Here is a 13,808-nt window from a genome sequence, read left to right on the forward strand (position 1 = left end):
GCTGCCAGCCGGGCGCGAAGGATCCGCACCACGTCGGCCATCCGCGACTCGAGGTAGAAATGGCCGCCCGGCAGGACGTGCAACTCGAAACCCCCGGTCGTGTGGTTTCGCCAGGCTGCCGCGTCCCCGACGGCCACCTTCGGGTCGCTTCCGCCGACCAGGGCGGTGATCGGGTACGGGACCCGGGTAGCCGCCTGCCGGTGGTAGGCCGCCATGGCGGTGAAGTCGGCCCGCAACGGCGGCAGCGCCAGACGCATCATCGCCGCGTCGCCGAGTATCCGGCTGTGCGTACCGCTCAGGGCGGACAGCTCCGCCAGCACCTGGTCGTCGTCGAGCAGGTGCAGGCGCTCCGGACGCCAGCGCGACGGTGCCCGGCAGCCCGAGGTGACCAGGTTCGTTACCGGCGGCCCACCGTCACGGTGCAGCCGGGCGGCGAGCTCGTACGCGACCAGGGCACCCATGCTGTGCCCGAACAGCACCAAGGGCAGGTCGGGGAGCATGGCGAGTTCCCGTGCCACACCCTCCGTCAGTTCGGCGATGCTGCCTGCGTACGGTTCGGCGCGGCGATCCTGTCGGCCGGGATACTGCACCGTCAGCACCTCGGCCGTGTCGGACAGGGCCCGAGAGGTCGGGAAGAAGAACCCGGCCGCACCGCCGGCGTGCGGAAAGCAGACCACCCGGGTCGGCGCGTCCGCCCGGTGGAACTGCCGGAGCCAGGCGGTACGGTGCAGTGCCCGGGTGGTCGTCACGCTTGCCTCCGTGCTCGGACCGGTGCGGCGGGTGTCGCTCAGAGACACTCGGCCGCGGCGTTGATCGCGTCCACGACGGCGTTCTCGAAGGTGCCGCCGAAGTCGTCCGGATCGATGTTGAGGGTGATGGAGGTGATGACGCGCTTCTGCCCGTCGAGGGTGGAGCCGACGAAGGTCGCGTAGCCCGGGATCCCACCGCCGTGCCCCCACAGGCTCAGACCGCAGGACGTCTCCAGCGGCATGAACCCGAGACCGTAGCCGTTCGACATCGGCAGCTTGACCCACTCCGGCGGGACGGTGTGGGTCATCTCGGCGAACTCGGCCGGGCCGAGAATCCGGCCCTGCACCAGGGCCACCAGGAAGGTGTCCAGGTCCTTGGCGGTGGAGATGATCTCACCAGAGGAACACGCCTCGGACGGGTTCATCAGGGTGACGTCCTCGGAACGGCCCTTGATCTGCATGTAGCCGTGGGCGTGCGGGCCGCGGATCTCCGGGTCGTCGCCGGGCAGGTACGTGTCGGTGAGCTCCAGCGGCTCGATGATCCGGCTGCGGATCTCCTCGGCGTACGTCCGGCCGGTGACGGCGCGGATCAGCAGGCCCAGGGCGATGTAGTTGGTGTTCGAGTACTCGAAGGTGGTACCGGGTTCGAAGTTCAGCGGACGGGCTGCCGCGACGGCCACCAGCTCCTCGGCGTCGTAGTGCTTGTAGCGGTCCCGCAGGAAGCGCTCCCCCGGACGCTGGAAGGAGTCGGCGTGGTTGAACACGCCACTGGTGTGCTGCAGCATGTTTCGCACCGTGACCTTGTCGCCGTACGGGAGCACGCCGGGCAGATAGGTCTCCACGGGCGCGTCGAGGACGACCTTGCCCTCGGCGACGAGTTGCAGGACGACGGTGGAGACGAACATCTTCGTGATGCAGGCGATGCGGAAGCGGCCGTTCTCCGGCACCGGTTCCGTGCCGCCCAGCTCGGCGGAGCCGGCGCGGGCGGTGAAGACCTCATCGCCGCTGGTGACGCGGAACTGCACACCCGCGGCGCCCACCTCCACGAGTCGGTCCAGACAACGCTGCAGGTTCTGCCGCTTCGCGGCGGTGCTGTCGGCGGTCTTCACAGGGGATTGCGTCATGACGCTGGTTCCTTCCGTTCGGTTCAGTGGGCGGCGCGGATCGACAGGGCGTGCCGGAAGACGTTCCCCGGGTCCCAGGCGGCCTTGGCGGCCTGCAGGCGGGCATAGTTGGCGCCGTAGTACAGCTCGTGCCAGGGGACGCCGGAGGTGTTCCAGGTGGGGTCGGCGACGTCGTTGTCCGGGAAGTTGATGAAGCAGCCGGCGTGCACCTCACCCGGTGCCGGCACGCCACCCGTGCCGGCGTAGACGTCGCGGTAGAACCGGCGCAGCCAGTCGATGCAGCCGTCGTCCTGCGCGGGGTCGTCCCAGGTGCTGAAGAACAGCACCTGGAAGATCGAGTCGCGGTGCACGACCGCGGTGTCCTTCGGCGCGCGCGCGTTCACCACACCGCCGAAGGACTGGAACGACACGGTCACCGCTCCGCGTGCCGGATCCGGCTCGCTGAGCCCGTCATAGATCAGGCCGACCTGGTCGTCGGGGTAGCGCCGGCGGAGGAAGGCGTTCTTGAGCTTCAGCCGCACACCCTGGGTGTCCTGCAGCTTGGCCTGCTTGATGGTCAGCGCCATCCACGGTGACTCGCTCAACGGCAGCGACCGGGCCGGAGCCGAAACGCCCTCGGCGACGGCCGCGACGTATTCCTCGAGCTTGCGCCGCTCCTCGGGGCCGGTGCCGTCGATCTGCGCGAACGAGATGCAGGCGGGCCCGGGACCGTTGCTGTCCCGGCCGACCAGGACCAGGCCGCCGTAGATGCCGTTGTACGCAGACTCGGGCCCGCTGTTCTCCTCGTGCCAGCGGCCGTGGTTGCGCACGATCCGCTGCATCGTCTCGCGGTCCATGTCGGCCCAGCTCCACATGACCTGGGCGCTCAACATGCGAACCGGTGGGCGCGGCAACAGGGTGCTGGGGTCGCTGCCGGTCACCCGCGGGTCCCGCAACCAGTAGCGGGTGACGATGCCGAGGTTCCCGCCGCCGCCGCCGGTGTGCGCCCACCAGAGGTCGTGGTGGGGGTCCTGGGGGTCGCGGGTCGCCACGACGGCCCGGGCCTGACCCGTGGCGTCGACCACGACGACCTCGACCGCCTCGAGGTAATCCACGGTGAGACCGAGCTGGCGTGACAGCGGGCCGTATCCGCCGCCGACGATGTGCCCGCCCGCGGCGACGGTGCTGCACGACCCACCCGGGATGGTGACGCCCCAGCCGTAGTAGAGCCGCCGGTACACCTCGATGAGGTGCGTCCCGGCTTCGATCATGAAGGCGGACCTCTCGGCGTCGAAACTCACCGCGTCCATCTCGGCCATGTCGATCACGGTCTGTACGGCCGGGTCGGTCACGAAGTCCTCGTAGCAGTGCCCGCCGCTGCGCACCGTGAGCCGTCGACCGGCCTGGACCGCCTCGGTGACCACCCGCACCACCTGCTCGGTGCTCCGCACGAGGTGGAACTCCTCGGGCCGGGACACGAGCCTGGCGTTGGCCGCCTTGATGGCCAGGTCGTCGAAGCGCGGGTCGCCGGGGACGATGCGGATCACGTCGTTTGCCGGGACCGCCTGCCGGTGATCGAGCACGGCCAACGCCGCCTCCTTGTCGAAGTCAGTCATCTTTGCCTTTCGCGGAGATGTGACGGTGCGCAGCTCAGGCACCGGCCGGGACGGGACGGAATTCGGCGACGTGGTCGCGGGCCCACTGCGCGAACGTCAGGCCGGGACGGCGCACGATCGTCTCCACCGTGGGCAGCACGAGCGGCGGGTTCTCGATCGATTCGGCCAGGTAGCCGAGGACCATGTCCACCACGGGCAGCGGCATGAACATGCCCATCTGCTCCCGGGCGGCCTCCGGGCTGATCTCCTCGAAGCGGATCTCACGTCCCAGCGCCGTCGAGATGAGCCGGACCTGCTCGACCTGGGTGAGCGCCGCGGGCCCGGTCAGCTCGTACTCCTTGCCGACGTGGGCGTCCTCCAGCAGCGCCGCAGCGGCGACGGCGGCCACGTCGGCCTCGTGGATCAGGGCGCGGGAGGCATTCGGGTAGGGCGCGCGCACCACGCCCTCCGCGCGGATCCCGTGCCCCCACTTCCAGAGCACGTTGGTGGCGAACTCGTCGGGGCGGACCATCGTCCACTCCAGCCCCGACTCGGTGACCGCCCGCTCCACCTGCAGGTGGTATTGCCCGCTGTGGTTGGCCTCGTCGGTGACGGAACTGGAGGAGAGCACGACGATGCGCTGCACGCCGGCCTGACGGGCCAGCTCGACCACCTCCCGGGCGGTCTCGGGCACCGGGAACAAGTACATGCGTTCCACGCCGCGGAGCGCCTCGACCATCGACGCGGGCTCGGTCAGGTCGCCCTGAACCACCTCTACTCCGGAGGCGAACGCGGCGTCCTGCGGCTTGCGGGTCGATGCCCGTACCCGGGCGCCGGCGGCGACCAATTGACCGACCACGTGGTGGCCGACGTGCCCCGTCGCCCCTGTCACCAGGAATGGCTTTTCCATTCGCGTCGTCCGTTCTGCTCCAAAGGCCCGGCGCCTGTCGCCGTGGTTCCGAGCATCGCCACCACTCCTCAAGGAGTCCTTGAGGAGAGGTCGTGATGCTCGACCCGGTCGGACGCCGAACAAACAACAGGGAAGAAGTGGGGACGCATGTCGGTGATCGAGGAGAACAAGAAGCGCTGCCTCGAGATGGTCGCGGCGTGGAACCGGTGGGAACTGAACGGCATCATCAAGTACTGGGCGCCGGACGTCGTCCACTATTCCGAGAATCAGGTGGTGGACACGCCGGAAATGATCCGGCGGATGGAGGGCGGGCTGCAGGCGTTTCCCGACCTGCATCTCGACGTCAAAAGCATCCTGGCCGAGGAGGACCGGGTGGCCCTGCGGATCACCATCACGGCCACCCACAAAGGCGACTTCATGGGGCTCGCCCCGACCAACCGCAAAGTCACCTGGCACATCGTCGAGGAACTCCGGTTCGTCGACGGTCAGGTCGTCGAGCACTGGGACGTCATGAACTACCTGCCGATGCTCAAGGAGCTCGGCAAGGTTCCGGCCGACGTGTGACGCACCGTTGTCCGGTCGCAGGAAGACGAGGATGGACATGGACATCGACCAGATCGTCCTGACCGGGACCGGTGGCCCAGAAGCCCTCGAGATCCGCCGGCGGCCCGTGCCGCAGGCGTCGAAGGGCAAGGTCATCGTCCGGGTCGAGGCGGCCGGAATCTCGTACGCCGAGGTGCAGTTGCTGCGCGGCCTGCACCCGTTCCCCCCGCGAACACCGTGCGTACCCGGTTACGACCTTGTCGGCCGCATCGCCGAGGTGGGTGAGGGGGTGCGAACGTGGAAGGTGGGCGATCGGGTCGCCGCGATGCCACGGTACGGGGCCTGGCAGGAGTACGTGGAACTCTCGCCGAAGGTCCTCGCGTCGGTGCCGGAGGACGTGGACGCCGGGGACGCCGTGGCGCTGGTGTGCAACGGCGTGACCGCCTGGCAGATGCTGCACCGCCGCAGCGGGGCGCGGCGCGGTGACACCGTCCTGGTCCACGGTGCTGCCGGCGGTGTGGGTTCGCTGCTGACCGCGATGGCGGTGCGGGAAGGAATCCGCGTCATCGGTACGGCCTCGCCCGGCAAGCACGACAAGGTCCGGCAGATGGGTGCGCTCCCGGTCGACTACCGGCGGCCGGACCTGGCCGCTGTGGTGCGCGCGCTCGCGCCGGGCGGCGTGACAGCAGTCTTCGACCACATCGGCGGGCGCAACCTGGATTTCGGCTGGAGTGTGCTTGCCCCGGGCGGAACGCTGATCTCCTTCGACTCCTCCGTGGAGGGCTACCGGTCGGGGCAGTGGTTCCGGCCACACGTTCCGGCCATGCGCCGGGTGCTGGGCTGGAAGCTCCGCCGGGCGTTGGGCATGACGCAGGGCCGCAACGCGACGATGTACTACGTCAAACCCGGTCCCGCGTTCCGCGCCGACCTGCGCTCCATGTTCGGCTTGCTGAGCCGTGGTGACCTGCAACCCGAGATCGCCGGCCGGTATCCCCTGCAGAAGGCTGCGGAAGCGGTGTCCGAGCTGTTCGAGGGCCGGGTCACCGGCAAGCTGGTGCTCGTGCCGTAAACCTGCGGCGGGAAGAGGGGCCGGAGCGGGCGTTGTGCCGCTCCGGCCCTCCGTCGTTGTCGTCGCTGGTCGTGCCGGACCCGAACAAGACGCCGCGGTTGCCCGGCGAACGCACCACGGGACGCACCGACGGCGGAGGTCCGGTACGTCCCGTGGCAGCCGGTTCGGCGTCGTACGCCCGCTGCTAGGCCGGCACGACGCGCAGGGGAAGGCTCTTGGCGCTGTTGATGGCGAACGGGTGATGGAACTCCCCCGCCCCGACGAGGTTGATCTCCCGGTAGCGGTCGAAGAGCAGGTTCAACGCGACCCGGTTCTCCAGCCGGGCCAGCGGTGCGCCCAGGCAGAAGTGGATGCCGTGCCCGAAGCCGAGGTGCTGGTTCGGGCGGCGGTCGATGTCGAACGTGTCCGGCTCGGCGAACTTGGCCTCGTCCCGGTTGCCGGAGACCAGCCACAACGCCACCACCTCGCCGGCCGGTACGGTCTGTCCGCCCAGCGTCACCTCGGTGGCGGTCCGCCGGGTGAGCCGCGGCAACGGCGGACGGAACCGCAGCACCTCGTCGATGGCCCCCGGCACGGCGGCACGGTCGGCACGCAAGCGGGCGGTCACCGCCGGCCGCCGGTCCAGGGTATGCACCGTGTTGCCCAGCAGAGCGGCCGTGGTGATGTGACCGGCGGTGAGCAGCAGCGCGATCAGGCCGACCATCTCGTCGTCGGCGAGCCGCTCGCCGTCGACCTCCGCCTGCACGAGCCGGCTGGTCAGGTCCTCGCGCGGGCGGCGCCGACGGTCGGCGATGTGCGCCAGGAGGTACGCCGTCATCTCCCGGACGGTCGGCGCCAGGGTGTCGATCGCATCCTGGGTACCGACGATGTCCGGCTCTTTCTCGTCGAACGGGAAGAACTCCTCGGCCCACCGGCGGAAGTGCACGCGGTCGGCGGCCGGGATGCCCAGCAGCTCCGCGATCACGATGACGGGCAGCGGATACGCGAGCTGACTCACCAGGTCGAACCGGTCCGACTCGGCGCTGTCGAGCAGCTCGGTGGCCAGCGAGACCACCCGGGGCTCGAGGGCGGCCACGACCCGCGGGGTGAAAGCCTGGGCGACGAGGCCTCTCAGCTTGCGGTGCCGGGCGCCGTCCATGTTGACGAAGTTGCCCTTGCGGATCAGGTCCAGGTCCGGGTTGGAGGGCAGCAGGTCACCGAGATCGGCCAGGTACCGGCCCGGATCGCCGAGGATCGCCGACAGGTCCTCGTAGCGGAACACCTGCCAGCATCGCTGTTGTTCGTCGTAGAAGACCGGGCGATGGGCACGGTGCCATCGCGACCACTCCACGAGCTGCGCGAAGTCGGCCGGGATGCCGACGGGAGCGACGGCGGTCGGGCTTTCTGCAGTGGTCAATTCGAATTCCCTCCACGCTGACGGGATCGACCGCGGTGGACGGAAGGGGCCGCGGCTACCGTATGGCGCACGGTAGCCTCGTCGTCAGTTCGAATCGCTCAAGGACGGATGGGGGACGCGTACCGGTGGGGGAAAGCGGCGGGGGCACCATGGCGGACGGCGAACATCCGAAATGGATGACGTACTGCGCGCCGGTGCTGGAGCCGGGGGACCCGCCACGCAGTTCGACATTCGCATTCTGGGACCCGGCGGGCGGCACGCCGGGCGACGGCGGCGGTGAGGCCACCGAGCTCACCGTGGTCACCGCGACGAACGGGAACGCGCGGCGTGAGACCGTGACCGCCCGGCGGATGCCCGTCAGCGACACTCTGGCCTTCTTCCTGCGGGCCCGATCGGTGGCTGACGTCCACCCGGCCACCGCGTTCTGGGCCGCGGCCACCGTGGCGGCGCTCCACCTCGCCGGGCAGGGGCGGCTGCTGCCGGGCCTCTCGCCGGGAGGCGCCGATGCGTGGCGGGTCGGGCCGTTGCAGGTCGACGACGTCCGGCATGTGCGGGCGCTGGCGGCCGCGATGCCGGTCGCCGCACGGGCGGTTCCGCTGGACACGGGTGACGGCCCTGTCATGCTGCCCGACGCCGAAGCCCTGGTGCGCGCCTACTTCGACGCAGTGGCGGACCTCCTGCCCCGCACACCCGCAGCCGCCTGGCTGGCCGGCGGTGACCCGTACGCGGTTGCGCAGCCTCAGCAGGTGCCGCAGCTGGGTCCGTGGGCGCAGTCGGTGGCACTCGGCGTGGACACCGGCGTGGGCGTGGCCCTGCGCCTGGAGACGGCCGGACCGGACCCCGGGCAGGACCCGTTCCGAGCGGTGGTGCGGCTGCGCAGCCTCGCTGACCCGACCGTGGTGGCGGACGTGACGGACGTCTTCACGCACGCCGCCACCGGATTCGACGAGCACGCCCGTATCGACGCGGTCCGGGCCGTACGCAAGGCCGCGGCGGCGTGGCCGGTCCTGGAGCGGCTGCTGGAGAAGTCCGTGCCGGATGTGCTGGACCTCTTCGACGACGAGGTCCACGACCTGCTCGGCGGCGCGGCGGCGCGGCTCGGGGCGGCCGGAGTGGACGTCGAGTGGCCGACGGCGCTGTCACAGGAGCTCAGCGTCCGCGCAGTGGTCTCCGCAGGCCCCCACCAGCCGTCCGATGTGGCGGCGTTCTTCGCCGACGCGCAGGCACTGCCTCTGTCATGGCAGCTCGTGCTGGCCGATGAACCGCTCGGCGACGAAGAACACCACCAGGTCGGTAAGCAGCAGCGGCCGGTCGTCCGACTGCGGGACCGCTGGGTGCTCGTCCCGCCGGAGACGGCCCGGCGTGCGCGGGACCGTGAGATGGCCGCGCTGCCGCCGTTCGAGGCGTTGCGGCGGCTGCTGATCGGGCAGACCACGGTGGCCGATGAGGTGGTTCCCGTGGTGGCCACCGGCTGGCTGGGTGAGCTGGTCGCCGCGATACGCGATCCCGACGGCGGTCCCGAGCCGCTCGCCGCCCCGGACGGACTGAAGGCCACCCTGCGCGACTACCAGCTGCGCGGACTGCGCTGGCTGGACCGGATGAGCCGGTTGCGACTGGGCGGCTGTCTCGCCGACGACATGGGGCTGGGCAAGACCCTCATGCTGATCGCCCTGCATCTGCGCCGGCAGGCCGATCCTGCGACGGCCGGGACGACGCTGGTGGTGTGCCCCGCGTCCCTGCTGAGCAACTGGGAGCGCGAGATCAGCCGGTTCGCGCCGGGCACCCCGGTGTACCGTTTCCACGGTCCCGGACGCCGCCTGGCCGCGGTGGACGGCGGCGTCGTGTTGACCACCTACGCCACCATGCGGATGGACGCGGACCTTCTCGCGGGACACCCGTGGCGTCTGCTGGTGGCCGACGAGGCGCAGCACGTCAAGAATCGGCTGAGCGACACGGCGCGCGCCCTGCGGCGGATCCCCGCCGACGTCCGGCTCGCCTTGACCGGTACACCGGTGGAGAACAACGTCTCCGAGCTCTGGGCCATCCTGGACTGGAGCACTCCGGGGCTGCTCGGCACGGCCCGGGAGTTCCGCGCCGAGTGGGGCCGGCCGGCCGAGTCGACGGCGGACCGGGAGACCGGCCGCCTGCTGGCCCGGATCGTACGACCGTTCGTGCTGCGCCGCCGCAAGACAGACCCCGGCATTCTCAGTGAACTGCCACCCAAGACGGAGACCGACCAGTTCGTTTCGTTGACGCCGGAACAAGCGTCCCTGTACACCAGCGCGGTCGCCGACATCATGGGCGAGATCCGGGGCAGCGGACCGGGCATCGCCCGGCACGGTCTCATCCTGAAGTTGCTCACCGCACTCAAGCAGATCTGCAATCATCCCGCGCACTACCTCCGGGACGCCGACGGCGTGCTGACCGGCCGGTCCGGCAAGCTGGCCCTGTTGGACGAGCTGGTCGACACCATTCAGTCCGAGGGTGGCGCCGCTCTGGTGTTCACCCAGTACGTGCAGATGGCACGGCTGCTGCAGCGGCATCTGAGCGACCGCGGGGTTCCGGCCCTGCTGCTGCACGGCGGTACCCCGGTGGCCGTGCGCAGCGAGCTCGTCGACCGCTTTCAGGCGGGCGAGGCGCCGGTGTTCCTGCTGTCGCTCAAGGCGGCAGGCGTGGGTCTCAACCTCACCCGGGCCGACCACGTCATCCACTACGACAGGTGGTGGAACCCGGCCGTGGAGCAGCAGGCGACCGACCGCGCGTACCGGATGGGCCAGACCCGCCCGGTACAGGTGCACCGGCTGATCAGTGAAGGAACGTTGGAGGACCGCATCGCGGCGCTGCTCGAGTCCAAACGTGAGCTCGCCGAGTCGGTGCTGGCCGACGGCGAGTCGGTGCTGACCACGCTGTCCGACGCGGAGCTGAGCGCCCTGGTGCGACTGGAGGGCCGCTGATGAGTTACGACGACGACTACGATCCGTATTTCGACGACCCCCTCGATGACGACGATGACGAGGGCGAGGGCGACGCCGACGAGCGTGCCGGTGACCTGTCCGACCGGCGGGCCCGTAGCTTCCCCGCCTTCCCGGCCGGAGCCCGAGGCGGACGGCGTTTCGCCCGCACCTGGTGGGGCAACGCCTGGATCGAGGCGATGGAGCTGGCCGCGATCGACCCCGACCAGCTCGGTGGCGGACGCCGCTACGCCCACGCCGGCCACGTCGGGACGATCACGGTCAGCCCCGGCCGCATCTCGGCGTCGGTACACGACGGTGACTACGAGGAGCCGTACCACACCTCGGTGCGGTTGTCGGTGCTCGACGACGAGGAATGGGAACGTTTCCTCGACCGGGTGGCGTCCCGGGCCGGCCACATCGCCGCGCTGCTCGACGGCGAGATGCCGCACGACCTGGTCGACTCGGCGGACGACGCGGGCGTGCGGCTGCTGCCGAGCGTCGGAGACCTCGACCCGTCCTGCGACTGCCCCGACTGGAACCACCCGTGCAAACACGCCGCCGCCCTGTCGTATCAGGCGGCGTGGTTGCTCGACACGGATCCTTTCGTGCTGCTGCTCATGCGCGGCCGGGACCGTGAGGATCTTCTCGTGGAGCTGCGGCTGCGCGACGGCGGTGGCCCGCGCCGCGAGGCGCCGGCCGGGGTGCCGGCGAGCGAGGCATACGCCGCGTCGCCGCTTCCCCTACCCGCACCGCCGCCGGCATCCTGGGACGGCCCCCCGATGGCGCTCGCGCCGCTGCTGCGCGAGGCCGGCGGCGACGGTCCCGATCCGGACGGCCTGGGCTGGCTCGCGGCCGACGCTGCCGCGCGAGCCCGGGCCCTGCTTGCCGGATACTCCGCCGATCCGGTGCACCGCCTGGATGCGTGGGCGGATGCCGTGCGGCTCGCCGCCGGCACGGACGGCGCCGAGCCGCTCCAGCGCCTCGGTACGGGAACCGGTCGTGCCGGCGAGCTGCCCCGGGCGGTGTCCGCGTGGCGGTCCAGCGGCGAGGCCGGGCTGGAGGTCCTCGAGACCCCGTGGACGCCGCCGGCCGCCGTGCAGGCCCGCGCCCGTAGGGCACTCGAGCTGGCCTGGGCGGACGCCGGCCTGGACGGTGAACCCCCGGCTAAGGCCTGGCGCAACCGGTGGACCCTGGAGGACCTGAAGGTGCAGCTGCGGTACGGCCGGGACGGGCGGTGGTACCCGTACCGTCGCCGTGGCCCGGAATGGTGGCCGTCCGGCCCGCCGGTGAGCGAGCCCGACACCGTCATCGCCGAGTTGCTGCGCGAGGCGGACTGAGACCCGCCGGGTGGGGAGGGCGGGCCGACGCCCGCCCTCTCAGTCCTGGTCGTCGCGGGTGACCCGGCGGTCCTTGACGAGCAGCCGGTCACCGTCGCGCACGAGCACGTCGTGCGTTTCACACATCAGGTGGATGCGCGACTCGCCGCCGCGCGGGGTGGCGACGATCTGCGCGTAGCTGCGCACCACGAGCGAGTCGTCCTGCTGGGGCTCTACGTCGATGGCCAGCAGCAGGTGACGGTGCCGCTGACCGGCCTCGGCCAGTTCCTGCGCGGCCCGCTTGGCCCCGGCCGCGAGCGTCTCCCGGCCCCGGATCGGCGCCGGCGCCGAGGGCGGCGCGAAGGAGCCGTCCTCCGTGAAGGTCGCGGCCCACTGCTCGGCGTCGCCGGTGTCCAGCAGATACATCTGGCGCGCGTAGAACTGCTGCACCTCTGCGTAGACCTCCGCGAACGCGCGGTTCCCCACCTGCTGCTGCGTCTGAACGGACATCCTGTCGCCCTCCGGTCGTCTGTGCGGTCCCACCGGCGGTAGGCACCGGGCTCGATGGTCGGTGCACGGGATCAAGGATCGCTTGGAGCCGGCCGGGAGATCAGCTCTCAAGATGCCCTCAGCCGTTCCTTGACCAACCCGCCGGAATCTGACCGGAAATCGGTCGCCGCCGCATCCGTCGGCGCGGGCACGAATGGTTGTGAGGAGACGAGCATGTCGATAGTGGTGCCGGCCGTTCCGGCGCGGACAACGAAGATCAGCGGCCAGTCAGCGTTGGCGCTGGCGATTGTCCTGGGTGCCCAGGCGATGGTGCTCATCGACGAGGTGCTGGTGAACATCAGCGCCCCGCAGATCGGTGCGGCGATGGCGCTGTCGCCCGCCGAGCTGTCCTGGCTGGTCAATGCGTACCTCCTGCCGTTCGGCGGGCTGCTGCTGCTGGGCGGCCGGGTCGGCGACATCCTCGGCCGACGGCGCGTCTTCCTGGCCGGTGTCGCGCTGTACACGGTGGCGTCGGTGATGCGCGGCCTGGCTCCGGAGGCGTGGATCCTGATCGCCGCCAGAGCGCTGCAGGGCGTCGGTGCCGCGATGGTGGTGCCGTCCGTCCTCGCCCTGATCATGAGCATGTTCGCCGAGGGCCCGCTGCGGAAGAAGGCGATCGGCCTGTACACGATCGTCTCCAGCGCCGGCACCGCGGCCGGACTGTTGCTCGTCGGTGTGCTCGCCGAGACCGTCTCCTGGCGGATCCTGCTGATGGTCAACGTCCCGATCGGTATCGCGCTGCTCGTTCTGGCTCCGTTGCTGGTCCGGGAGACCGTGGCGCAGGCCGGCCGCTTCGACCTGACCGGCGCGCTGCTGTCGACCCTCGGCCTGGTGGGTCTGGTCTACGCGTTGTCCGGCACGTACGACCCGACCGAAGCGATGATCTCGCTGGCCGCCGGCCTGGCGCTGCTGGCGTTGTGGATCGTGGTGGGCCGGCGTACGGAACAGCCGATCGTGCCGTTCGGGCTGTTCACCGACAGGAGCCGGGTCTTCTCCTACCTCGCCATGATGACGGTGCAGGGCACCCATGTCGGCCAGATCTTCTTCCTCAGCCAGTACTTCCAGGAGGTCCTGAACTGGAGCGCGATGCTGGTGGCGATCTCACTGATCCCGGTTGCCGTCGGAATCTTCTCCACCGCCAATCTCATCGTCCGGTTCGACATGCGGTTCGGGCACCGCGCCACGCTCGTGGCGGGATCCATCACGCTGCTAGCCGCCAACCTGTGGCTTGGTCAGCTCCAGGTCACCGACAGCTACTGGTATCGAATCCTGCCCGGCCTGCTGTTGATCGGCGCGGGCCTGGCGGCGATCACCATCCCGGCGACCATCCAGGCGACGTCGGAGGTCGACGAGGACGGCTCCGGCTCGGCGTCGGGGGTACTCAACGCCATGCAGACCGTCGGCGCCTCGCTGTGCCTTGCAGTGATCATCGGCTTTGCGATGACCGCCGGGGAGAGCGTGCGCGCCGCCGCACCCGCGGGCCTGCCGGCCGACGCACTCGACGACCAGGTTCTCGTGGAAAGCATGCTGACCTGCTTCGCGGTCGGTGCGGGGTTCGCCGCCGCGACGCTGCTGGTGTCGTTGTTCGTGCGGCAGGGCAGGCGCCGGACGAGCTGACCGCCGG

Annotated in this window: 12 protein-coding genes; 5 read left to right on the plus strand and 7 right to left on the minus strand. The window is 70.5% G+C overall.

Features of this window, described 5'->3' with window-relative positions:
* The 4 genes from IEY99_RS32320 to IEY99_RS32335 all read right to left on the minus strand — a co-directional run.
* The coding region (locus IEY99_RS32320; RefSeq protein WP_229799464.1) for a thioesterase II family protein at window positions 1–749 on the minus strand (749 nt) is incomplete at its 3' end.
* 38 nt (window positions 750–787) lie between these two features.
* The gene (locus IEY99_RS32325) at window positions 788–1,873 is read right to left on the minus strand and encodes a serine hydrolase domain-containing protein (protein WP_189207913.1); all 1,086 of its coding nucleotides are present in this window, start codon (window positions 1,871–1,873) and stop codon (window positions 788–790) included.
* Between the two features lie 23 nt (window positions 1,874–1,896).
* Window positions 1,897–3,468 carry an FAD-binding oxidoreductase gene (locus IEY99_RS32330; protein ID WP_189207914.1) on the minus strand — a complete coding sequence of 524 codons (1,572 nt, stop codon included), beginning with the start codon at window positions 3,466–3,468 and terminating at the stop codon, window positions 1,897–1,899.
* Between the two features lie 34 nt (window positions 3,469–3,502).
* The gene (locus IEY99_RS32335) at window positions 3,503–4,357 is read right to left on the minus strand and encodes an NAD(P)H-binding protein (RefSeq protein ID WP_189207915.1); all 855 of its coding nucleotides are present in this window, start codon (window positions 4,355–4,357) and stop codon (window positions 3,503–3,505) included.
* A 147-nt stretch (window positions 4,358–4,504) separates the two neighbouring features.
* Between IEY99_RS32335 and IEY99_RS32340 the strand changes: the two genes are divergently transcribed.
* Both IEY99_RS32340 and IEY99_RS32345 read left to right on the plus strand, forming a co-directional pair.
* Entirely contained in the window at window positions 4,505–4,921 is a 417-nt protein-coding gene (locus tag IEY99_RS32340) for an ester cyclase (protein WP_189207916.1), read from the plus strand.
* A gap of 31 nt (window positions 4,922–4,952) precedes the next feature.
* A complete protein-coding gene (locus tag IEY99_RS32345) occupies window positions 4,953–5,969 on the plus strand; it encodes a zinc-binding dehydrogenase (protein WP_189207917.1) in 1,017 nt (338 codons plus the stop codon).
* 184 nt (window positions 5,970–6,153) lie between these two features.
* Here the strand turns inward: IEY99_RS32345 and IEY99_RS32350 are convergent, their stop codons facing one another.
* Complete coding sequence (locus IEY99_RS32350) at window positions 6,154–7,365, minus strand: cytochrome P450 (protein ID WP_189207918.1); 1,212 nt, start codon at window positions 7,363–7,365, stop codon at window positions 6,154–6,156.
* Between the two features lie 149 nt (window positions 7,366–7,514).
* On the opposite strand from IEY99_RS32350, the gene IEY99_RS32355 reads away from it, so the two are divergent.
* Entirely contained in the window at window positions 7,515–10,319 is a 2,805-nt protein-coding gene (locus tag IEY99_RS32355) for an SCO1167/SCO6262 family helicase (protein WP_229799465.1), read from the plus strand.
* On the plus strand, window positions 10,319–11,656 hold the full coding sequence (locus IEY99_RS32360) for an SWIM zinc finger family protein (RefSeq protein WP_189207919.1): 1,338 nt from the start codon (window positions 10,319–10,321) through the stop codon (window positions 11,654–11,656). Before IEY99_RS32355 ends, IEY99_RS32360 begins: the two co-directional genes overlap by 1 nt.
* Before the next feature lie 39 nt (window positions 11,657–11,695).
* Here the strand turns inward: IEY99_RS32360 and IEY99_RS32365 are convergent, their stop codons facing one another.
* Together IEY99_RS32365 and IEY99_RS32370 are read right to left on the minus strand one after the other, a co-directional pair.
* The gene (locus IEY99_RS32365; protein WP_189207920.1) at window positions 11,696–12,145 is read right to left on the minus strand and encodes a nuclear transport factor 2 family protein; all 450 of its coding nucleotides are present in this window, start codon (window positions 12,143–12,145) and stop codon (window positions 11,696–11,698) included.
* A gap of 107 nt (window positions 12,146–12,252) precedes the next feature.
* Window positions 12,253–12,462 carry a hypothetical protein gene (locus tag IEY99_RS32370; protein ID WP_189207921.1) on the minus strand — a complete coding sequence of 70 codons (210 nt, stop codon included), beginning with the start codon at window positions 12,460–12,462 and terminating at the stop codon, window positions 12,253–12,255.
* Here IEY99_RS32370 and IEY99_RS32375 point away from each other — a divergent pair.
* Complete coding sequence (locus IEY99_RS32375) at window positions 12,452–13,801, plus strand: MFS transporter (RefSeq protein WP_189207922.1); 1,350 nt, start codon at window positions 12,452–12,454, stop codon at window positions 13,799–13,801. The two genes, IEY99_RS32370 and IEY99_RS32375, sit on opposite strands and share 11 nt — an antisense overlap.
* Window positions 13,802–13,808 lie beyond the last annotated feature (7 nt).

The sequence above is a fragment of the Couchioplanes azureus genome, from assembly GCF_014648355.1.
In the GTDB taxonomy this organism is placed as follows: domain Bacteria; phylum Actinomycetota; class Actinomycetes; order Mycobacteriales; family Micromonosporaceae; genus Actinoplanes; species Actinoplanes azureus.